Source organism: Pseudokineococcus lusitanus (assembly GCF_003751265.1).
Lineage (GTDB): Bacteria > Actinomycetota > Actinomycetes > Actinomycetales > Quadrisphaeraceae > Pseudokineococcus > Pseudokineococcus lusitanus.
On record NZ_RJKN01000001.1, the window covers coordinates 101,847 to 122,623 of the forward strand.

17 protein-coding genes and 1 tRNA gene are annotated in these 20,777 nt (G+C 75.9%); 14 read left to right on the plus strand and 4 right to left on the minus strand.

The window, feature by feature from the left end:
* Positions 1 to 197: 197 nt before the first annotated feature.
* A tRNA-Leu gene (locus EDC03_RS00425) sits at positions 198 to 285 on the minus strand.
* 125 nt (positions 286 to 410) lie between these two features.
* Between EDC03_RS00425 and EDC03_RS00430 the strand changes: the two genes are divergently transcribed.
* Positions 411 to 1,766 carry a M20/M25/M40 family metallo-hydrolase gene (locus EDC03_RS00430; protein ID WP_123378258.1) on the plus strand — a complete coding sequence of 452 codons (1,356 nt, stop codon included), beginning with the start codon at positions 411 to 413 and terminating at the stop codon, positions 1,764 to 1,766.
* A 57-nt stretch (positions 1,767 to 1,823) separates the two neighbouring features.
* Here EDC03_RS00430 and EDC03_RS00435 read toward each other — a convergent pair whose 3' ends face one another.
* The gene (locus tag EDC03_RS00435; protein ID WP_123378259.1) at positions 1,824 to 2,087 is read right to left on the minus strand and encodes a DUF5703 family protein; all 264 of its coding nucleotides are present in this window, start codon (positions 2,085 to 2,087) and stop codon (positions 1,824 to 1,826) included.
* Positions 2,088 to 2,228: 141 nt separating this feature from the next.
* On the opposite strand from EDC03_RS00435, the gene EDC03_RS00440 reads away from it, so the two are divergent.
* Positions 2,229 to 2,558 (plus strand): primosomal protein, encoded by a 330-nt coding sequence (locus EDC03_RS00440; protein ID WP_123378705.1) that lies wholly within the window; start codon positions 2,229 to 2,231, stop codon positions 2,556 to 2,558.
* A gap of 39 nt (positions 2,559 to 2,597) precedes the next feature.
* On the opposite strand, the gene EDC03_RS00445 is transcribed toward EDC03_RS00440, so the two are convergent.
* A complete protein-coding gene (locus EDC03_RS00445) occupies positions 2,598 to 3,554 on the minus strand; it encodes an aldo/keto reductase (protein ID WP_123378260.1) in 957 nt (318 codons plus the stop codon).
* A gap of 575 nt (positions 3,555 to 4,129) precedes the next feature.
* On the opposite strand from EDC03_RS00445, the gene EDC03_RS00450 reads away from it, so the two are divergent.
* Positions 4,130 to 5,002, plus strand: coding sequence for an undecaprenyl-diphosphate phosphatase (locus EDC03_RS00450; protein ID WP_123378261.1), 873 nt, complete (start codon positions 4,130 to 4,132; stop codon positions 5,000 to 5,002).
* Positions 5,003 to 5,025: 23 nt separating this feature from the next.
* On the opposite strand, the gene EDC03_RS00455 is transcribed toward EDC03_RS00450, so the two are convergent.
* Positions 5,026 to 6,081 (minus strand): magnesium and cobalt transport protein CorA, encoded by a 1,056-nt coding sequence (locus EDC03_RS00455; protein WP_158674152.1) that lies wholly within the window; start codon positions 6,079 to 6,081, stop codon positions 5,026 to 5,028.
* Between the two features lie 93 nt (positions 6,082 to 6,174).
* Between EDC03_RS00455 and EDC03_RS00460 the strand changes: the two genes are divergently transcribed.
* From EDC03_RS00460 to EDC03_RS00510, 11 genes are all read left to right on the plus strand, one after another.
* Positions 6,175 to 6,888, plus strand: coding sequence for an MSMEG_4193 family putative phosphomutase (locus tag EDC03_RS00460; protein ID WP_199719813.1), 714 nt, complete (start codon positions 6,175 to 6,177; stop codon positions 6,886 to 6,888).
* Between the two features lie 81 nt (positions 6,889 to 6,969).
* Complete coding sequence (locus EDC03_RS00465) at positions 6,970 to 7,539, plus strand: DUF3090 family protein (protein WP_123378263.1); 570 nt, start codon at positions 6,970 to 6,972, stop codon at positions 7,537 to 7,539.
* Positions 7,467 to 8,507, plus strand: a complete 1,041-nt coding sequence (locus EDC03_RS00470) for an SCO1664 family protein (protein ID WP_241966942.1) — start codon at positions 7,467 to 7,469, stop codon at positions 8,505 to 8,507. The genes EDC03_RS00465 and EDC03_RS00470 overlap by 73 nt, the downstream gene beginning before the upstream one ends.
* 75 nt (positions 8,508 to 8,582) lie before the next feature.
* The gene (gene mshC / locus EDC03_RS00475; RefSeq protein WP_123378264.1) at positions 8,583 to 9,854 is read left to right on the plus strand and encodes a cysteine--1-D-myo-inosityl 2-amino-2-deoxy-alpha-D-glucopyranoside ligase; all 1,272 of its coding nucleotides are present in this window, start codon (positions 8,583 to 8,585) and stop codon (positions 9,852 to 9,854) included.
* 521 nt (positions 9,855 to 10,375) lie between these two features.
* A complete protein-coding gene (locus EDC03_RS00480; RefSeq protein WP_123378265.1) occupies positions 10,376 to 12,916 on the plus strand; it encodes an alpha-L-arabinofuranosidase C-terminal domain-containing protein in 2,541 nt (846 codons plus the stop codon).
* A gap of 8 nt (positions 12,917 to 12,924) precedes the next feature.
* Positions 12,925 to 14,424 (plus strand): family 43 glycosylhydrolase, encoded by a 1,500-nt coding sequence (locus EDC03_RS00485; RefSeq protein ID WP_123378708.1) that lies wholly within the window; start codon positions 12,925 to 12,927, stop codon positions 14,422 to 14,424.
* 276 nt (positions 14,425 to 14,700) lie between these two features.
* Positions 14,701 to 15,699: an ABC transporter substrate-binding protein gene (locus EDC03_RS00490; RefSeq protein WP_123378266.1), complete on the plus strand. Its 999-nt coding sequence runs from the start codon at positions 14,701 to 14,703 to the stop codon at positions 15,697 to 15,699.
* A gap of 136 nt (positions 15,700 to 15,835) precedes the next feature.
* Positions 15,836 to 17,473 (plus strand): sugar ABC transporter ATP-binding protein, encoded by a 1,638-nt coding sequence (locus tag EDC03_RS00495; RefSeq protein ID WP_123378267.1) that lies wholly within the window; start codon positions 15,836 to 15,838, stop codon positions 17,471 to 17,473.
* Between the two features lie 92 nt (positions 17,474 to 17,565).
* Entirely contained in the window at positions 17,566 to 18,639 is a 1,074-nt protein-coding gene (locus EDC03_RS00500) for an ABC transporter permease (protein WP_422393778.1), read from the plus strand.
* Positions 18,636 to 19,697: a galactofuranose ABC transporter, permease protein YjfF gene (yjfF, locus tag EDC03_RS00505; protein ID WP_123378269.1), complete on the plus strand. Its 1,062-nt coding sequence runs from the start codon at positions 18,636 to 18,638 to the stop codon at positions 19,695 to 19,697. Before EDC03_RS00500 ends, yjfF begins: the two co-directional genes overlap by 4 nt.
* Positions 19,694 to 20,725, plus strand: a complete 1,032-nt coding sequence (locus EDC03_RS00510) for a LacI family DNA-binding transcriptional regulator (RefSeq protein WP_199719814.1) — start codon at positions 19,694 to 19,696, stop codon at positions 20,723 to 20,725. Before yjfF ends, EDC03_RS00510 begins: the two co-directional genes overlap by 4 nt.
* Positions 20,726 to 20,777: the final 52 nt, after the last annotated feature.

Genomic DNA, 20,777 nt, shown 5'->3' on the forward strand with positions numbered 1-20,777 from the left:
CCGGCCCGCCGCGGCGGTCCGGACGGCCGGTCCGGGTGTGACGGCGGCCAGTGTGCTGCAGACCACACCGCGGCGGGCCAGGGCGTCCGGCAGCCGGGCGGGCGGGGCCGCGCGGGGCGGGGCCGACGACGGCCCCCGGGGACGGGGGCCACGACGACGAAGGGCCGCTCCCCACGGGGAGCGGCCCTTCGTCGTGCTGGTGTCCGGAGGGGGACTTGAACCCCCACGCCCGATAAAGGGCACTAGCACCTCAAGCTAGCGCGTCTGCCATTCCGCCACCCGGACAGGTGCCGTGCGGCGCCGGGGCGCCGCGACGGGGAGAAAATTAGCACGCCCGGCGGGGTCGTCCGCCCGCCGCCCGCGACGGCGCCGCCCCGGGCGGCGGGCGACGGCGTCGCTACCGTCGGACCATGGCCGACACCGCAGCACCCTCGTCCGCCCAGCCGTCCGACCGGCCCTCCGCCCGCGGCCCCGTCGCCGCCGACGAGGTGGTGGACATCGCCGCCGACCTCATCCGCATCGACAGCTCGAACTACGGCGACGGCAGCGGGCCGGGGGAGCGGGCGGCGGCCGAGCACGTCGTCGGGCTGCTCGAGGAGGTCGGCCTGGCGGCCGAGCTGCTCGAGAGCGACCCCGGTCGCGCCAACGTCGTGCTGCGCCTGCCGGGCGAGGACCGCTCGCGGGACGCGCTCGTGCTGCACGGGCACCTCGACGTCGTGCCCGCCCGCGCGGCCGACTGGAGCGTCGACCCCTTCGGCGGCGAGGTGCGCGACGGCTGCCTGTGGGGCCGCGGCGCCGTCGACATGAAGGGGATGGACGCGATGATCCTCTCCGTCGTCCGCCAGATGACCCGCGAGGGCCGTCGCCCGGCCCGCGACGTCGTCGTCGCCTTCACGGCCGACGAGGAGGCCGGGAGCGTCAAGGGCGCGGGCTTCCTCGTCGAGACCCGTCCGGACCTCTTCGAGGGCGCCACCGAGGCGGTGAGCGAGGTCGGCGGCTTCTCCCTCGACGTCGCCGGGCAGCGCTGCTACCTCGTCCAGACGGCGGAGAAGGGCATCGCCTGGGTCCGGCTCGTGGCCCACGGCCGCGCCGGGCACGGCAGCCAGGTCAACGACGACAACGCCGTGACCCGCCTCGCCGGTGCGGTGGCCCGGATCGGGGCGCACCGGTGGCCGCTGGAGATCCGGCCGACGGTGCGCGCCTTCCTCGAGGGCGTCGAGGACATCACGGGTGAGCCCCTCGACCCGGAGGACTTCGACGCGCTGACCCGCGTCCTCGGGACGACGGCCAACTGGGTCGGCGCGACCCTGCGCAACACGTCCAACCCCACCCAGCTCGAGGCGGGCTACAAGCACAACGTCATCCCGGGCACGGCGACGGCCCTCGTCGACTGCCGCACCCTCCCGGGCCAGGGCGAGCACGTGCTCGACGTGGTGCGCGAGCTGGCCGGGCCGGGCGTCGACGTCGAGGTCGTCCACCAGGACACCGCGCTCGAGACCGACCTCACGGGCTCGCTGCCCGACGCCATGGTCGCGGCGCTGCTGGCGGAGGACCCGGGCGCGCGCGTCCTGCCGTACTGCCTGTCCGGCGGCACGGACAACAAGGCCCTCGCCCGGCTCGGCATCCGCGGCTTCGGCTTCGCGCCGCTGCAGCTGCCGGCGGACCTCGACTTCGCGGGCATGTTCCACGGCGTCGACGAGCGCGTGCCCACCGAGGCGCTGCGCTTCGGCACCCGCGTGCTCGACCGGCTGCTCGCGACCTGCTGAGCCGCCCCGGCGCCGGGGGCCGGCCGTCGGGGGGCCGCCCCGCGGCGGCCGGGGCCGTCAGGCGCTGCGCTGCATCCGGATGATGCGGCGGCGCAGGACGACCCGGCGCAGGCCGCCGACGTAGAGGCGCACGCCGGCGAGCTCCCAGCGGCCGTACTCGGCCTCCTCGGTGAGCTGCTCGCGGGCGGCGCCGCGCGACGTGCCGCGGGGCAGGGTGATCTCGCGGTACTCGAAGGCGGAGGCGCGGGGGGCGGCGGGGGGAGCGGTCCGACGGCCCTGGCCCGGGGTGTCCCGGCCGTCGGGGTGCACGGTGGCGTCCATCGTCGCCGATGGTGCCACGGGGCCCCGACGACGGGCCCCGCGACCGCCCGTCCGGGCCCGCCGACGACGCCGTCGGGACGCCCGGTGCCGACGCCCCGTCACGCGTCGCCGCACCACGTCGCGCAGGGCTACGGTCTGCCCATGAGCAGCGAGCCCCGTGTCGCCCTGGCCCGCCTCGTCGGGGCGCTGGAGGCCCACCTCGACGCCGTCGAGCGGCGCCGCTCCGACACCGACCCCGTCGTGAAGGACGCCTACTCCTCCCTCGCCGACGCCTTCGAGGGCTACGACGAGGCCCTCTACGAGGCCCACGACGAGGTGACGCCCTTCGTGCTCTTCGACGAGGACGCCGAGGACGACGAGGACGACGACGTGGAGGAGCTGGACGAGGACGACGACGACCTCGACGACGAGGACGACGACGAGCAGGACGACGACGGGGACGGGCCGGACGACCGGCACCCCCGCCTCTGAGGCGGGCCGGCCCACGGGGCCGGCCGGTCGGGCCCCGGGTCAGACGGGGCGGCCGACGTCCCGGCGGGACGTCGAGACCTCGTCGAGCGCCGCGGTGATCTGCGCGGGCAGCCGCAGGTCGGCCGCGGTCAGCGCCAGCCGCAGCTGCGCCGCGGTCCGCGCGCCCGTCACGGCGGCGGCCACGCCCGGACGGTCGGCGGCCCACGCCAGCGCCACGGCCAGCGGGGCCCGCTCGAGCCCGTCGGCGGCCGTGCACACGGCCTCGACGACGCCCCGCGCCGACGGGTCGAGGTGCGGCTGGACGACGTGGACGAGGTGGGGCGACGCCGCCCGGGAGTCGGCCGGCAGCGCGTGCCGGTACTTGCCGGTCAGGACGCCCCCGCCGAGCGGGCTGCGCGCGAGCACCCCGACCCCGGAGGCCTCCGCGGCGTCGAGCAGGTCGCCGTCGGCCCACCGGGCGACGAGCGACAGCTCCGCCTGGGCCGCGACGAGCGGCGTGCCCGCCGGGGCGAGGGCCGCGGCGCGGGCCAGCTGCCACGCGCCGTGCTCGGCCACGCCGACGTAGCGCGCCCGTCCGGAGCGGACCGCCTCCTCGAGGGCGGACAGCTGCTCCTCCACGGGCGCGTCGCCGGACCCCTCGAGGAGGAGCAGGTCGACGTGGTCGGTCCGCAGCCGCGCGAGGGAGAGGTCGAGGTCGGCGAGGACGGTCCGTCGCGAGCCGTCGGGCCGACGGTCGCGGCCGGTGCCGCGGGCGCCGACGCGCAGCGCGAGGACGACGTCGCGCCGCGGCACCTCCTCGTGGAGCAGCGCCCCGAGCAGCTCCTCCGACTCGCCGGCCGGCGTCGCCGCCGTCTCGACGAGGGTCCCGCCCGCCCGCGCGAAGTCCCGCAGCAGCTCGGCGGCCTCGTGCTCGTCGGTGTCGCGCCCCCACGTGAGGGTGCCGAGGCCGAGCCGCGAGACGCGCAGCCCGGAGCGTCCGACGCGCCGGGTCTCCATGCCCGCGAGGGTATCCACGCGCCGTCGACGCCCCGGGACGTCACCGGGAGCGGCGGCCGCCGTCGGGAGGCCGACCGTCCAGCACCCATCGGCGGCCAAGTGCCGACAGGGTGCGCCCCGGGGCGGCACATCGGCGACGAACTGCCGACACAGTGCGCCCCGGACGGCACATCGGCACCCAACTGCCGACACAGTGCGGCACTGACGGCACATCGGCGACGAAGTGCCGACAGGGTGCGCCCCGGGCGGCACATCGGCGGCCAACGGCCGACACGGTGCACGCAGGGCGGCACATCGGCGGCCAACTGCCGACACAGTGCGGCACGGCGGACGACGGCGCGCGCACGGGTGAGCCGGGGGCGTCGTCGCCCGAGGTGGGGGCCGGCGGGCGCCGCGGTGGCTAGGGTGCCGCCGACAGCGGCGGAGGGGCCGGCGGGCCGTCCGTCCGTCGGGACCCGCCCGCCCACGCACCGCCCGGGCGCGCCCGGGCCCGAGCGGGAGGCCTCCGCCGTGCCCCAGCCGCCCCAGCCCCGCCGCCCCCGGCCGACGCGCCGCCCGACGACGGCGGTCGCCTGATGGGGTGGCTCGAGGCGCTCGTCCTCGGCCTCGTCCAGGGCCTCACGGAGTTCCTGCCGATCTCCTCCAGCGCCCACGTGAGCATCGTCGGCCAGCTGTTCTTCGAGGGCCGCGACCCGGGCGCCGCCTTCACGGCGATCATCCAGCTCGGCACCGAGGCCGCCGTCCTCGTGTACTTCTGGGGCGACGTCGTCCGGATCATCAAGCAGTGGTCGCTGTCGCTGGTCGGCCGTGTCCCGCGCGACGACCCCGACGCCCGGATGGGCTGGCTCGTCATCCTCGGCTCGATCCCCATCGGCGTCCTCGGCCTCGTCTTCCAGGACGCCATCGAGACCCAGCTCCGCAGCCTCTGGATCACCGCGGCCGCGCTCGCCGGCTTCGGCCTCCTGCTCGCCTTCGCCGACGCCACCGCCTCGCAGCGGAAGTCGCTCCGGGACCTCACCTGGCGGGACGGCGTCCTCTACGGCCTGGCGCAGGCGCTGGCCCTCATCCCCGGCGTCTCGCGCTCCGGCGGCACGATCACCATGGGCCTGCTGCTGGGCTACCGCCGCGAGGACGCCGCCCGGTACGCCTTCCTCCTCGCCATCCCCGCCGTCGTCGCCTCCGGCGGCTACCAGCTCGTCTCGGAGCTCGGGGAGGGCGGCGCCGGCTCCGTCGACTGGGGCCCCACGATCCTCGCGACCGTCGTCTCCTTCGGCGTCGGGCTGGCCGTCATCGCGTGGCTGCTGCGCTACATCAGCACCCACACCTTCCGGCCGTTCGTCTACTACCGGCTGGGCCTCGCGCTCGTCCTCGTGCTGCTGCTCTCCTTCGGCGTCGTCGACGCCACGCCGGTCGTCGACCCGCCGCTCGCGCCGACGACCGCTCCCTGACCCGCCCCCTCGGGCGGGGCGGCTCAGAGCCAGCCGGAGCGCCGGAAGGCGCGGTGCAGCAGCAGGCAGGCGACGACCATGAGCAGCAGGGCGCCCGGGTACCCGTAGCGCCACTGGAGCTCGGGCATGTGGACGAAGTTCATGCCGTAGACGCCCGCGACGAGCGTGGGGACGGCGAAGAGGGCCGCCCACGCCGAGATGCGCCGGGCGTCCTCGTTCTGCTGCAGCCCGACCTGGGCCAGGTGCGCGCTGTGGACGTCGCCGAGCTGGCGGTCGCTGCCGTCCGCGGACTCGGCGGCCTGGAGGACGTGGTCGGCGACGTCGCGGAGGAAGACCCGGGCGCCGTGCGGCACCAGCTCGAGGTCGCCCTGCCACAGCCGTCGCGTCGGCTCGACGAGCGGGCGCACCGCCCGCCCGAGCTCGAGCACCTCCCGCTTGAGGGCGTAGATGTGCGCCGTCGTCCCGGCGCCGCGGTCGGTGCTGAAGACCCGCTCCTCGAGCCGTTGGACCTCGTCCTCGAGCGCCACCGCGACGGCGACCGCGTCGTCCGCGACGACGTCGACGACCGCGTGCAGGACGGCGACCGGCCCCAGGTCCGGCCCCGGCCCACCCGCGGCCCGGCCCTCCTCGCCCAGCCGGGCCGCGGCGCGGGGCACGACGTCCGCGTCGTCGCCGCGGCTCACCGACAGCACCCACGCGTCGCCGACGACGACGAGCGCCTCGCCCGTCTCCACGGCGGCGTGCGGGCTCCCCGGCCGGTCGAGCGTGACGGGGCGCAGGCTGAGCACCAGCGACCCGCCGTGCTCGCCGAGGTAGCGCTCGAGCTTCGGCCGCTGGCGGCCGGCCGTGAGGTCCTCGACCGCGAGCGGGTGGACGCCGAGGGCGGCGTCGACGCCGGCGAGGTCGTCGGGGCCCGGGTCGTCGAGGTGGACCCACACGTAGCCGCCGTCCCGCCGGTGCGCCTCGACCGCGGCCGCCAGCGCCGAGCGGGCCGCCTCCGGACCCTCGGGGGGCCGGGCGTCGCGCGGGGGCGACAGCGTCGACCCGTCGCACGTGCGGACCACGGCGGTGACGGCCACGGCGTCTCCTCGCGACGGCGGTGCGGCGGCCCGTCCGGGACGGACGGCGGCCGCGCCCGGGGCGGTCGGCGACGGCGCCCTATGGTGACGGGCGTGCCGACGCTGCTGCTGGTCCGACACGGCCGGACGGCCGCCAACGCCACCGGGGTCCTCGCCGGCCGGAGCCCCGGGGTCGGCCTCGACGAGAGCGGGGCCGCCCAGGCCGCGGCCCTCGGACGCCGGCTCGCGGCCGTCCCCCTCGCCGCCTGCGTCGCCAGCCCGCTGGAGCGGACGGTCGCCACCGCGGAGGCTCTCCTCGCCGAGGGCGGCACGGCGCGCCGGCCGCGCCCCGCGCTCGTGCACGAGCCGCGCCTGCTCGAGTGCGACTACGGCGCGTGGACGGGGCGGAAGCTCGCCGACCTGGCCAAGGAGCCGCACTGGAAGGTCGTCCAGGGCCACCCCAGCGCCGCGCAGTTCCCGGGCGGGGAGTCGCTCCGCGACGTCCAGGCCCGCGCGCTGGCCGCCGTCCGCGAGCACGACGCCCGGGTGGCCGACGAGCACGGCGCGGACGCCGTGTGGGTGGCCGTCTCCCACGGCGACGTCATCAAGGCCGTGCTGGCCGACGCCCTGGGGCTCCACCTCGACGCCTTCCAGCGCGTCGTGGTGGACCCGGCGTCGGTGTCCGTCGTCCGCTACACCCCGCTGCGCCCCTTCGTCGTGCGCACCAACGACACCGGCGGCGACCTCTCCGGGCTCGCGCCGCCGCCCCGGCGCCGTCGGCGGGCGGCCTCCTCGGACGCGGCGGTCGGCGGCGGCGCCGGCGCCTGAGCCCGCCCGTCCGTGCGCCCCGGCGGACCGGTCCCGCCGCGTCACGGGGCGGCCGCGCCGGGGCCGGTTAGTCTCGGCGGCATGGCGCAGGTCTTCGACTACGACCCGCCGGACCGCTTCGTCGCCGGCACCGTCGGCCCCGCCGGCTCCCGCACCTTCTTCCTCCAGGCGCGCGGGCGCGGCAGCGGCCCGGTCCCCGTCGTCGTCTCCGTCTCGTTGGAGAAGCAGCAGGTCGCCACGCTGGCCGAGAAGGTCGAGGAGCTCCTCGACGAGGTCGTGCGGCGCAGCGCCGGCGAGGCCCCCGTCCCGGCCGTGGCCCCGCTCGGCGCGGCGGACACCGACCCCCTCGACACCCCCATCGAGGAGGAGTTCCGGGTCGGCACGATGAGCCTGCAGTGGGACGGCGACCGCGGCGTCGTCATCATCGAGTGCTTCTCGGTCGAGGGAGAGGACGACGAGGTGGACCCCGTCGCCGACGAGCCCGGGGCCCGGAGCCTCCTGCGCGTCAGCCTCTCCGGCGCCGGCGCCCGGCACTTCGCCCGTCGCGCCCTCGCCCTCGTGGCCGCCGGCCGCCCGCCGTGCCCCTTCTGCTCGGGCCCGCTGGACCCCGAGGGCCACGTCTGCCCGCGCGCCAACGGCTACCGCCGCTGAGCACCGCCGACGCCGCGCGGCCCCGCGCCCCGCGGCTGCCCCCCGACGGCGACGACCTCGCCGCGCTCCTCGCCCGCGGCGAGCTCGAGGTGCTCGGCCGCATCACGGGCTCCTCCAACGTCACGCTCCTCGCCGTGTGCCGCGCCGACGGGCTCGAGGTGCGCTGCGTCTACAAGCCCGTCCGCGGCGAGCGGCCGCTCCACGACTTCCCCGACGGCACGCTCGCGGCGCGCGAGGTCGCGGCCCACCTCGTCTCCCGCGGCGGCGGCTGGGGCGTCGTCCCCACGACGGTCCTGCGCGACGGTCCGCTCGGCCCCGGCTCCGTCCAGCGCTGGGTGGAGCCGCCCCGCGGCGCCCCCCTGGACCCGGAGGCCGCCCGGGACGGCGTCCTCGAGGACGAGGACGAGGAGGACGACGGGCTGCTCCTCGGCGAGCCGGGCGCCGGGCTGGTCGACGTCGTCCCGCTCCACGCGGTGCCCGACGGCTTCACCGGGGTCCTCGACGCCTGGGGCCGCGACGGCGAGCCGGTGACCCTCGTCCACGCCGCCGACCCGCGGCTGCTGTCCGTCGCCGTGCTCGACGTCGTCGCCAACAACGCCGACCGCAAGGCGGGGCACCTGCTCCTGGGCCGGCCGGAGGCCGTCGACCCCGGCACCGAGGTGGAGCGGGGACGCGACGGCGGCGACCCGCCGGTCCACGGCATCGACCACGGCCTCGTGCTGCACGCCGAGGGCAAGCTGCGGACCGTCCTGTGGGGCTTCGCGGGGGAGCCGCTGCCCGACGACCAGCTCGCGGCGCTCGACCGGCTGGCCGGGGCCCTCCGCGGGTCGCTCGGCGAGGCGCTCGCGCCCCTGCTGACCGCGCGGGAGGTGCGGGCCCTGCGGACCCGGACCGACCGGCTGCTCCGCGGGGCCGTCATGCCGCAGCCGCCCCAGCACCGCAGCGCGGTGCCCTGGCCCGTCTTCTGACCGCCGGGCCCCGCGGCCCGGCCGGGCCGGCGAGCGGGTCGGCCGCCCCCTCCGGCGGCGGTTAGGGTCGCGGACGTGAAGTCCTGGTCGTCCCCGCACCTGCCACACCTCCCGGGACGGGGCGGCCCGGTCCGGCTCCACGACACGGCGAGCCGCGAGCTTCGCCCCGCGGGGCCCGGCGAGGACGAGGACGGCCGCGCCGCCGGGCTCTACGTCTGCGGCATCACGCCGTACGACGCCACGCACATGGGCCACGCGTCGACGTACCTGGCCTTCGACCTGCTCGTCCGCGCCTGGCGCGACGCCGGGCACCGGGTGCAGTATGTGCAGAACGTCACCGACGTCGACGAGCCGCTGCTCGAGCGCGCCGCGGCGACGGGCGAGGACTGGCGCGACCTCGCCGTCCGCGAGACGGACCTCTTCCGCGAGGACATGACGGCGCTCGGCGTCGTCCCGCCGGACGTGTACCTCGGTGCGGTGGAGACCGTCCCGCGCGCCGCGGAGGCCGTCCGCCGGCTCGTTGCCGCGGGCGCGGCCTACTCGCCCGAGGGCTCCGCCGACGTGTACTTCGACGTCGCCTCCGACCCCCGCTTCGGCGAGGTCTCCGGGTACGACGCCGCCACGATGGCGCGCCTGTTCGCCGAGCGAGGGGGAGACCCCGCCACGCCGGGCAAGCGCTCGCCGCTGGACCCCGTCCTCTGGCGCGCCGAGCGGGAGGGGGAGCCGTCGTGGGACGGCGGCGACCTCGGACCCGGCCGGCCCGGCTGGCACGTCGAGTGCGTGGCCATCGCCCTCGACCACCTCGGCGTCGGCTTCGACGTCCAGGGGGGCGGCTCGGACCTCGTCTTCCCCCACCACGAGATGGGCGCCTCCCACGGCCAGGTGCTGACCGGCGACGCCCCGTACGCCCGCCTGTACGCCCACGGCGGGATGGTCGCGCTCGACGGCGAGAAGATGAGCAAGTCGCGCGGCAACCTCGTGCTCGTCTCGACGCTGCGGCGGGCCGGCGAGGACCCGTCCGCGATCCGCCTCGCCGTGCTGGCGCACCACTACCGCTCGGACTGGTCCTGGACCGACGAGGGGCTCGCCACCGCCCGCGAGCGGCTCGACCGCTGGCGAGCCGCCGTCGCCCTCCCGACCGGTCCCGACGCCGGACGCGTGCTCGACGGCGTCCGCAGCCGCCTGGCCGCCGACCTCGACGCGCCGGGCGCGCTGGCCGTCGTCGACGCGTGGGCGGACGCGGCGCTCGCCGCGGACCCTGGGGCGGGCAGCGGCTCGGCCACGGCGCCCGGGCTCGTCGCCGACGTCGTCGACGCCCTCCTGGGCGTCCGCCTGCGCCGGGGCTGACCAGCCGCACCGCGCTCGCGAGCCGTCGCGAGCAGGCGCCCGTCCGCGCTCCAGGAACCGTCCCGGCCACGAACAGACGCCCGTTCGCGCTCCAGGAACCGTCCCGGCGACGAACAGGCGCCCGTTCGCGCTCCAGGAACCGTCCCGGCCACGAACAGACGCCCGTTCGCGCTCCAGGAACCGTCCCGGCCACGAGCAGGCGCCTGATCGCGACCGCGGGGTACCCCTGACCGCGCGCGGGCGTCTCTGCTCGTGTCCCTGCGCGCGTCCCCGTCGGCCGTCCGCGCAGGCCTCCGTGTCACCGGCCCTCACCGGCTGTTGACACGGAGCAGTTTCCACGTTGTATGTTCACGCTCACACCGGACAGATCCGACGGCGGTCCCACCACGTGCCGCCGCCGCGCCGGTGCCCTGGCCGCACCGCGGCGGCTCGGGCGACCGTTCCACGGCACCGCCGACCGTGCCCCTCGCCGCGCCCGCGCCACGCCGGCGCCCCGACCCGACCCCACCCCCGGAGGGACGATGACGACCCCCACCCGTGCAGGCCTCGGCCTCGCCGCGAGCGCCGTGCTGGCGCTGACGCTGCTGCCCGGCTCCGCCGGTGCCGCGGCGCCCGCCGCGCCGCCGCTCGACTACACGATCACCGTCGAGGAGGGTGCCACGGGCCCCGCCATCGACGACACGATGTACGGCGTCTTCTACGAGGACATCAACAACGCCGCCGACGGCGGGCTGCACGCCGAGCTCGTGCGCAACCGCTCCTTCGAGTTCAACGGCGCGGACCGGGCGGGCTGGACCGGGACGACCGGCTGGGAGCTCGTCGACGGCGGGGGAGCGGCGCCGCCCGCGCTCGTCGTGGACGACGACACCCGCCTCAACGAGAGGAACCGCAACCACTTCCGGCTCGTCGCCGACGGCGCGGGCGACGGCGTCCGCAACACCGGGTCCGGCAGCGGTGTCGCGCTCAAGGCCGGTGCCACGTACGACTTCTCGGTGTGGGCCCGCACCTCGACCGCGCAGACGATGACGGTCGCCCTCCAGGGGCCGGGCGGCCGCGCCCTCGGCACCGCCGCGGTGGCCGTCGACGGCAGCGACGAGTGGAAGCAGTACCGGGCGACCCTCACCGCGAGCGGGACGACCGCCGCCGGCCGCCTCGTCCTGACGGCGGGCGCCGCGTCCGTGGTCGGCCTGGACATGGTCTCCCTCATGCCGACCGACCGGTGGGTGGGCAAGAACGGCGTCTCGCCCCTGCGCAAGGACCTCGCCCAGAAGATCGCCGACCTGGAGCCCGGCTTCGTGCGCTTCCCCGGCGGCTGCATCGTCAACGTGGGCAGCATGTACTCCTACGACGCGGAGAACGGCTACCCGCGGGCGCGCTCCTACCAGTGGAAGGACACCGTCGGGCCGGTCGAGGAGCGGCCGACGAACGCCAACTTCTGGGGCTACAACCAGAGCTACGGGATCGGCTACTACGAGTACTTCACCTTCGCCGAGGACATCGGGGCGATGCCGCTGCCCGTCGTCCCGGCCCTCGTGACCGGCTGCGGCCAGAACCGCGCCACCGACGACCCCGAGCTCCTGCAGCGCCACATCCAGGACACGCTCGACCTCGTCGAGTTCGCCAACGGCGGCGTCGACACCGAGTGGGGCGGCCTGCGGGCGGAGATGGGGCACCCCGAGCCCTTCGGGCTCACCCACATCGGCGTCGGCAACGAGGAGAACCTGCCGCGGGAGTTCGGCCGGAACTTCCTGCAGTTCGAGGCGGCCATCAAGGCGAAGTACCCGGACATGGTCGTCATCAGCAACTCGGGCCCGGACGACGAGGGCGCCACCTTCGACGCGCACTGGGACTTCAACCGCGCCAACGACGTCGACATGGTCGACGAGCACTACTACAACAGCCCCGCCTGGTTCCTCCAGAACAACGACCGCTACGACAGCTACGACCGCGAGGGGCCGGAGGTCTTCCTCGGCGAGTACGCGTCGCTCGACAACCGGTGGCAGAACAGCCTCGCCGAGGCGGCGTACATGACGGGTCTCGAGCGCAACGCCGACGTCGTCAAGCTGGCCTCGTACGCGCCGCTGCTCGCCGACGTCGACTCCGCCCAGTGGCGGCCGGACATGATCTGGTTCGACGGGCAGCGCTCGTGGGGCAGCACGTCCTACGAGGTGCAGAAGCTCTTCATGACCAACGTCGGCGACGAGGTGGTCCCGTCCGCGGCCACCGGGGCCGTCGTGGAGCCGAAGCCGATCACCGGGGGCGTCGGGCTGTCGACGTGGGCGACCACCGCCGCCTACGACGACGTCCGCGTCACCACGCCGGGCGGCGGGACGCTCCTGGCGGACGACTTCTCCGACGGGGACGCCGCCGGCTGGGAGCGGCTCGCGGGCGGCACGTGGTCGGTCGAGGACGGCCGGTACGTCCAGAGCGACGTCCGCGCCGAGAACACGCTCGTGCGCAGCGGGGACATCACGGCCACGGACTACGACATCTCGCTGACGGCGACGAAGACGGCCGGGGCCGAGGGCTTCCTCGTCGGCTTCGGCGTGCAGGGCAGCGGCGACTACTACTGGTGGAACATCGGCGGCTGGGGCAACACCCGCAGCGTCGTCGAGAAGGCCACGGGCGGCGCCAAGCAGATCGTCCACGAGGGCGCGCACCAGCGCGTCGAGGACGGCCGGACCTACGACGTCGAGGTCCAGGTGCGGGGCACCACGGTCACGCTCCTGCTCGACGGCCAGGAGTGGGGCAGCTTCACCGACGACGCGGTGAGCGAGCCCTTCGCCCACGTCGTCACGGAGGACGCCGCGACGGGCGACCTGCTCGTCAAGGTCGTCAACGCCCAGGACCGCGCCGCCCGCACGACGCTCGACCTCGGCGACGACCGACGCCTGGCCCGCCGCGCGCAGATGACCGTCCTCCAGGGCGACCCGCTGCAGCAGAACACCCGCTCGGCGCAGCCGATCAAGCCCGTCACCACGACGGTGAGCCGTATCTCGAGCACCTTCACGCGGACGTTCCCCGCGAACTCCGTCACCGTCCTCCGCATCCCGACGAGGTGAGCCGCACCATGGACACGACCACCACCACCGTCACCGACGGCCCGGGCGGCCCGTCCCGCCGCAGCATGCTGATGGCCGGCCTCGGCCTCGGCGCCCTGGCCCCGCTCGGCCTCGCCGCGACGGCGGGCCCCGCCGCCGCGGCGGCCGCACCGCAGCCCGTCCTCACCGACGCGCAGGTCTACGGCGTCACCACGCGCGACCCGCTCGTGCTGAACCGCGCGGACCCCTTCGTCACCCCCCGCACCGACGGCACGTACTTCTTCACCGGCTCGGTGCCCGAGTACGACCGCCTCGTCGTCCGCGGCGCCCCCACCCTCGAGGGCCTCGCCGACGCCGAGGAGAGCGTCATCTGGCGGCGCCCGACGAGCGGCGTCACGGGCGGGTACGTCTGGGCCCCGGAGCTCCACCGCATCGACGGCCGCTGGTACGTCTACTTCGCCGCCGGCGACGCCGGGGCGCCCTTCGACATCCGGATGTACGTCGTCGAGTCGGCGTTGGCCGACCCGCGCGACCCCGCCGGCTGGTCGGCGCCGCGCGAGGTGACGACGCCGTGGGGGTCCTTCAAGCTCGACGCGACGACCTTCGCCCACCGCGGGCAGCGCTACTACGTCTGGGCCCAGGCCGAGCCGGAGATCGCGGTCAACACGAGCCTCTACATCGCCCGGATGTCCTCGCCCTCCGACATCGCGGACGAGCCCGTCCGCATCTCGACGCCGACGCTGGCGTGGGAGCGGCAGGGGTTCGCCGTCAACGAGGGGGCCGCGGTCCTCGTCCGGAACGGCCGGGTCTTCATGACCTACTCGGCGAGCGCCACGGACGCGCGGTACGCGATGGGCCTGCTGACGGCCGACGAGGACGCGGACCTGCTCGACCCGGCGTCCTGGTCGAAGTCGCCGGAGCCGGTCTTCCGCAGCCACGCGCCGACGTCGCGCTTCGGCCCCGGGCACAACTCCTTCACGACGACGCCCGAGGGCCTCGACGTCATGGTGTTCCACGCCCGGGACTACGAGCAGATCACCGGCGACCCGCTGTTCGACCCGAACCGGCACGCCCGCGTCCAGCGGCTGTACTGGGCGCACGACGGCACGCCCCTCTTCGGCGTCCCCCTCGGGGCGGGCGCGGCGCCGCCCGTGCGGCTGTCGCCGGTGGCGCGGCCGCAGTCCTTCGTCCGCCACCGCGGCGACGTCGTGTCGGTCGACCCGAACGTGCGCGAGCTGGGGCAGACCCAGTGGCGCCTCGTGCCCGGCCTCGACGGCGGGGCCACCGTGTCGGTCGAGTCCGCGGACACGCCCGGCTCGTACCTGCGCGTCGTCGACGGCACCGTCCGGCTCGAGGCGCTCGCGGCCGGCGCGGAGGGGGCGGCGCAGGCGTCCTTCCTGCGCACCACCGACGAGCGGGGGACGGCGCTGCAGCTGGTCGGCGACCCCCGGGGCGGATGGCTGCGGCACGGCTCCCGCACGCTGACGACGGGCCGCCAGGGCGCGCTCAGCTGGTTCGCCCTCTCCTAGAGCGGGCGCCGCAGCGGGTCACCGCGGACGGGACGGCGGACGCCGTCCCGCCCGCGGTGGTGCGCCCGCACGGCCGGCACCGGCGGACGCCGCCGTCAACACCGTTGCCGAAGCGCAACATGCGACATGTCCCGAAGTGCTTGACGACGACCGATGTGAACGTTCACTCTTGCTCCTGCGACCGCAAGGGTGCGGCGCAGCAGGGGGTCCGCGAGGAGGCGGGCGCCCCTCCACCACCGGCTCCTCGAGGGAGCCCCCACCGTCTGGAGGACCACGGTGCTCACCACCACCACCCGCGCGGCCGCCGCCGCTGCCGCCGCCACGCTCGTCCTCGCCCTCTCGGCCTGCGGCTCGGGCGGCGACGCCCCGGCCGCCGGCGGGGGCGCGGGCGGCGACGACGACGCGATCGTCATGGGCTTCGCCCAGGTCGGCGCGGAGAGCGGCTGGCGCACCGCCAACACCGCCTCGATCCAGCAGGCCGCCGAGGAGGCCGGCGTCGAGCTGCAGTTCTCGGACGCGCAGCAGCGACAGGAGAACCAGATCCAGGCGATCCGCTCCTACATCCAGCAGCAGGTCGACGTCATCGCCTTCAGCCCCGTCGTCGAGACCGGCTGGGACACGGTGCTGCAGGAGGCCAAGCGGGCCCAGATCCCCGTCATCCTCACCGACCGCGCCGTCGACTCCCAGGACGACACCCTCTACGAGACCTTCCTCGGCTCGGACTTCGTCCTCGAGGGTGAGAAGGCCGGCGAGTGGCTCGTGGAGAACACGCAGGGCGAGGACCAGGTCAACGTCGTCGAGCTCCAGGGCACGACGGGCGCGGCCCCGGCCATCGACCGCAAGGAGGGCTTCGAGTCCGCCATCGCCGACGCGGGCAACATCGAGATCGTCGCCTCGCAGACCGGCGACTTCACCCGCTCCGGCGGCCGCGAGGTCATGGAGGCCTTCCTCCAGAGCCAGCCGGACATCGACGTCGTCTACGCCCACAACGACGACATGGGCCTCGGTGCCATCGAGGCCATCGAGGCGGCCGGCAAGGTGCCCGGCCAGGACATCCGGATCATCACCGTCGACGCCGTCAAGGACGGCATGACGGCGCTGTCCGAGGGCAAGATCAACTTCATCGTCGAGTGCAACCCGCTGCTCGGCGACCAGCTCATGGAGCTCGCCGAGCAGGTCGTCGCCGGCGAGGAGGTCGAGAAGCGCGTCCTCGTCGAGGAGAGCACCTTCACGCAGGAGCAGGCCGCCGAGGTCCTCGCCGACCGCCAGTACTGAGCCCGCCCCGACCGCAGCACGCACCACGGGCGGCACCGCGCGCGGCGTCGCCCCCCGGACCACGGTCCCGGGGGCGGCGCCGCGCGGTGCGGGCCCGGGCACCCCACCGGACCGCCGGAAGGACGCGGAGACGGCCATGAGCACACCAGCAGCAGCACCCGTCGTGGACGGGGCGCGCGCCCCCGGCAGCCCGGGCGCGGAGCCCGCGCCCGTCCTGCAGGCCCGGGGCCTGTCGATCGAGTTCCCCGGCGTGAAGGCCCTCCAGGAGGTCGACTTCCGCCTCCTGCCCGGCGAGGTCCACGCCCTCATGGGGGAGAACGGCGCCGGGAAGTCCACGCTCATCAAGTGCGTGACCGGCGTCTACACGCCCACGGCCGGCGAGGTCCTCCTCGACGGCCGTCCCGTCTCCTTCGCGGTGCCCGCCGCCGCCCAGCAGGCCGGCGTGAGCACCGTGTACCAGGAGGTCAACCTCTGCACGAACCTCACCGTCGCGGAGAACATCCTCCTCGGCCGTGAGCCCCGGCGGCTCGGCATGGTCGACGGCCGCGGCATGCGCGCCCGGGCCGGGGAGGTGCTGGCCCGGATGGGGCTGGCGGTCGACCCCGCGTCGACGCTCGGCAGCCACCCCATCGCCGTGCAGCAGCTCGTCGCCATCGCCCGCGCCATCGCCGTCGACGCGCGCGTCCTCGTCCTCGACGAGCCGACGTCCAGCCTGGACGCCGACGAGGTGGCCGAGCTCTTCCGCGTCGTGCGGGACCTGCGCGACCGGGGCGTCGCGATCCTCTTCGTCAGCCACTTCATCGAGCAGGTCTTCGAGATCTCCGACCGCATCACCGTCCTCCGCAACGGGCGGCTCGTGGGGGAGCACCACGTCTCGCAGACGTCGCGGCGCCAGCTCGTCGGCGAGATGCTCGGCCGCGAGCTCGCCGCCGTCGAGCAGGTCGGCCGCCGCGCCGAGGACGCCGCCACGCCCGACGCCGCCGAGCCGGTGCTGCGCGCGACCGGCCTCGGACGCCGCGGGGGCGTCGAGCCCTTCGACCTCGAGGTCCGCCCCGGCGAGGTCGTCGGCCTCGCCGGCCTCCTCGGCTCGGGACGCACCGAGCTCGTCCGGCTGCTCTTCGGCGCCGACCGGCCGGACAGCGGCGAGCTCCTCGTCGACGGCCGCCGCCTCGGCGCGGGCCCCCGCGCCGCCATCGACGCCGGCATCGCCTTCTGCTCCGAGGACCGCAAGGCCGAGGGCGTCGTCGGCGACCTGTCGGTGCGCGACAACCTCGTCCTCGCCCTGCAGGCGAGCCGCGGCTGGATGCGCCCGCTGCCGCAGCGGACGAAGGACGCCCTCGTCGACGAGTACATCGGCCGGCTGGACCTGCGGCCGGCGTCGCCGGACACGCTCGTGCGCAACCTGTCCGGCGGCAACCAGCAGAAGGTGCTGCTGGCGCGCTGGCTCGTGACGAAGCCCCGCCTCCTCATCCTCGACGAGCCCACGCGCGGCATCGACATCGGCGCCAAGACGCAGATCGCGCAGCTCGTCACCGAGCTCGCCGCGGCGGGCACCGCCGTCGTCTTCATCTCCGCTGAGCTCGAGGAGGTGCTGCGCCTGGCGAACCGGGTCGTCGTCATGAAGGACCGCCGCAAGATCGCCGAGCTGCCGGGCGGCGCCACCGTCGACGAGGTCATGGGCCTGGTCGCCCGGTCCGAGGACGAGGCCGCCGCGCCGCAGCCCCCCACCACCCCGCAGGCCGCCGACGGCCACGACGTCCGGAGGGTCCCGTGAGCACCACCCCCACCAGCCCGGCGCCGGGGACCACCGGTCGGGCCGCCCGCGGGGACGGCCCGGGCCGCCTCCAGCGCGTCACCGGCAGCCGCCTGCTGTGGCCCGTCCTCGCCCTGGTCGCCCTGCTCGCGCTCAACACCGCGGTCAACCCGGGCTTCCTGTCCGTCGAGCTCCGCGACGGCCGGCTCTTCGGCAGCCTCGTCGACATCCTCAAGAACGGCGCCCCGATCCTCCTCGTGGCGGTCGGCATGACCCTCGTCATCGCGACCCGGGGCATCGACCTGTCGGTCGGCGCGGTCGTCGCCATCGCGGGGTCGGTGGCCTGCGTGATGATCGCCGCGTCGCCGGACCCCACCAGCCCGGCCGCCGCGCTCGTCGCCATGACCACCGCCGTGGCCGTCTGCGTGCTGCTCGGGCTGTGGAACGGCTTCCTCGTCGCCGTGCTCGGCATCCAGCCGATCATCGCCACGCTCGTCCTCATGACCGCCGGCCGGGGTGTCGCCCAGCTCATCACCGACGGCCAGATCGTCACGGTGAACAACGACACCTTCACCGCCGTGGGGGCCGGCTTCCTCGTCCTGCCTGTCCCGATCCTCATCAGCCTCGCCGTCCTCGTCGCCGTCGGGCTCGTCACCCGGCGCACCGCCCTCGGCCTCTTCGTCGAGTCGGTCGGCATCAACCCGGAGGCGAGCCGGCTCGCCGGGGTCCGCTCGCGGACGATCCTCTGGACCGTCTACGTCTTCTCCGGCCTGTGCGCCGGCGTCGCCGGGCTCATGGTCAGCGCCAACGTCAACGCGGCCGACGCCAACAACGCGGGCCTGTGGATCGAGCTGGACGCGATCCTCGCCGTCGTCATCGGGGGCACCTCCCTCGCCGGCGGCCGCTACTCGCTCACCGGGACGCTCGTCGGCGCCATGATCATCCAGACGCTCACGACGACCGTGTACTCCATCGGCGTCCCGCCCGAGGTGACGCTCGTCTTCAAGGCCGTCGTCGTCATCGCGCTGTTCCTGTCCCAGTCGCCGGCGGCGCGGGGCGCCCTGCGGCCCCGCCGACGCCGTCCCCGGCCCGCCCCGGCCGGCGGTCCCCCCGCGGGGGACCCCCCCGCCGCGGCCGGCAGCACCGGCGCCCCCGCACGCCCCGAGCAGAAGGTGGGTCAGCGATGAGCAGCGACCTCCGTCACCGCCCGACCGGCGCCCCCGGCGTCCCCGGCGGGGTCCCCGGGGGCACGGCCGCCCGCGACGCGAGGGGGCACGGCGTCCGCGGCTGGGTGGACGCGCGGTCGCGCTTCGTCCCCGTCGTGGCGACGCTCGTCCTGTTCCTCGTCATGTTCGCCACGGGCTCGGTGCGGCACGAGAACTTCGGCTCGCCGCAGGTCTTCGCCAACCTCTTCATCGACAACGCGCACCTCATCGTGCTGGCGGTGGGGATGACCTTCGTCATCCTCACGGGCGGGATCGACCTGTCGGTCGCCTCGGTGCTGGCCCTGTCGGCCATGGTCGCGGCCGCGGGCCTCGAGGCGGGCTGGTCCGCGCCACTCGTCGTCGTGCTCGTCCTCGTCATGGGGGCGACCTTCGGGCTGCTGCAGGGCCTGGTCATCCACTACCTCGACGTCCAGCCCTTCATCGTCACCCTCGCCGGCCTCTTCCTCGCCCGCGGGCTCTGCTACGTCATCTCGACCGACGCGATCTCCATCCAGGACGAGACGTTCCGCGCGGTGGCCGGGACGTACTACCCGCTGACGGACGCCGTGACCATCACGCCCAACGTCCTCGTGGCCCTCGTCGTCGTCGTGGTCGCCGTCGTCGTGCTGCACCTCACCCGCTTCGGCCGGACGATCTACGCCGTCGGCGGCGGGCAGGCGTCGGCCACGCTCATGGGCCTGCCCGTGGCCCGGGCCCGCGTGGGCGCCTACGCCATCAGCGGCCTCTGCGCGGCGATCTCCGGCCTGCTCTTCAGCATCTACTCGCTGTCCGGCTACAGCCTCACGGCGCTGGGCCTCGAGCTCGACGCCATCGCGGCGGTCGTCATCGGCGGCACGCTGCTCTCCGGCGGCGTCGGCTTCGTGCTCGGCTCCGTGCTCGGCGTGCTCGTCCTCGGGGTGATCCAGACCCTCATCTCGTTCGAGGGCACCCTCAGCTCCTGGTGGACGCGGATCTTCGTCGGCGCGCTGCTGCTCGTCTTCGTCGTCCTCCAGCGCGTCGTCGTCCGCCGACGGCGGTGAGCGCCGGGACCACCGCCGGCGGGCGCCGCCCCGTCATGCAGGACGTCGCCCGTCGGGCGGGGGTCTCCCACCAGACCGTCTCCCGGGTCCTCAACACGCCGGACGACGTCCGGCCGGCGACGCTGGAGCGGGTCCGCCGGGCCATCGGCGAGCTCGGCTACCGCCCGGACCCCGTGGCCCGCAGCCTCGTCACCCGCCGCACGCGGACGCTGGGGGTGCTCACCTTCGGCACCGAGCACCACGGCCCCGCGTCGACCCTGTGGGCGGTCGAGCGGGGCGCGCGGGCCGCCGGCTACGCCGTGACGACCGCGGGCGCCGTGTCGCCCGCGCCGGACGACGTCCACGCCTGCGCCGTGCGGCTCGTCGAGCAGGGGGTCGAGGGCGTCGTCGTCGTGGCCCCCCGCGACGGCGCGGCGGCCGCCGTGGCCGCGGTGCCGCCGGGCACCCCCGTCGTCCTCGCGGCCGGCATCCCGGTGGCGGGCGTCCCGTCCGCCGTCGTCGACCAGGACGCGACCGCCCGGCTGGCCGTCGAGCACCTGCTCGGGCTCGGCCACCGGACCGTCCACCTCGTCGAGGGCCCGCCCGGCTGGGACGAGGCACGGGCGCGCACCCGCGGCTGGCGGACCGCGCTCGAGGCCGCCGGTGCGCCCGTGCCGACGCCCCTGCCGGGGGACTGGGGCCCGGCCGCGGGCCACCGCGCGGGGCAGCGGCTGGACGAGAGGGCGACGGCGGTCCTCGCGGCCAACGACCACCTGGCGCTCGGGGTGCTGCGGGCGCTCGCCGGACACGGCCGGCGCGTGCCCGAGGACGTCAGCGTCGTCGGCGTCGACGACCTGCCGCAGGGCGCGTTCTTCTCGCCGCCGCTGACGACCGTCCGGCAGGACTTCGCGGCGGTGGGCCGCGCCGCCGTGGGCATCCTCCTCGCGCAGGTGGAGCGGGGGGAGCGACCGGCGGGGGTCGTGCTGGCGCCCGTCCTCGTCGAGCGCGCCAGCACCGCGCCGCCGCCGAGGGACGACGTCCGTCCTTGACGATCGTCCGGTCTGTCCGCTTCACTCCGGTGTTAGCGCTAACTGGTCGGCG

Coding starts and splice junctions, on each gene's coding strand:
- EDC03_RS00430 (WP_123378258.1), top strand. CDS start 411: ATGGCCGACACCGCAGCACCCTCGTCCGCCCAGCCGTCCGACCGGCCC.
- EDC03_RS00435 (WP_123378259.1), bottom strand. CDS start 2,087: ATGGACGCCACCGTGCACCCCGACGGCCGGGACACCCCGGGCCAGGGC.
- EDC03_RS00440 (WP_123378705.1), top strand. CDS start 2,229: ATGAGCAGCGAGCCCCGTGTCGCCCTGGCCCGCCTCGTCGGGGCGCTG.
- EDC03_RS00445 (WP_123378260.1), bottom strand. CDS start 3,554: ATGGAGACCCGGCGCGTCGGACGCTCCGGGCTGCGCGTCTCGCGGCTC.
- EDC03_RS00450 (WP_123378261.1), top strand. CDS start 4,130: ATGGGGTGGCTCGAGGCGCTCGTCCTCGGCCTCGTCCAGGGCCTCACG.
- EDC03_RS00465 (WP_123378263.1), top strand. CDS start 6,970: ATGGCGCAGGTCTTCGACTACGACCCGCCGGACCGCTTCGTCGCCGGC.
- EDC03_RS00480 (WP_123378265.1), top strand. CDS start 10,376: ATGACGACCCCCACCCGTGCAGGCCTCGGCCTCGCCGCGAGCGCCGTG.
- EDC03_RS00485 (WP_123378708.1), top strand. CDS start 12,925: ATGGACACGACCACCACCACCGTCACCGACGGCCCGGGCGGCCCGTCC.
- EDC03_RS00495 (WP_123378267.1), top strand. CDS start 15,836: ATGAGCACACCAGCAGCAGCACCCGTCGTGGACGGGGCGCGCGCCCCC.
- yjfF (WP_123378269.1), top strand. CDS start 18,636: ATGAGCAGCGACCTCCGTCACCGCCCGACCGGCGCCCCCGGCGTCCCC.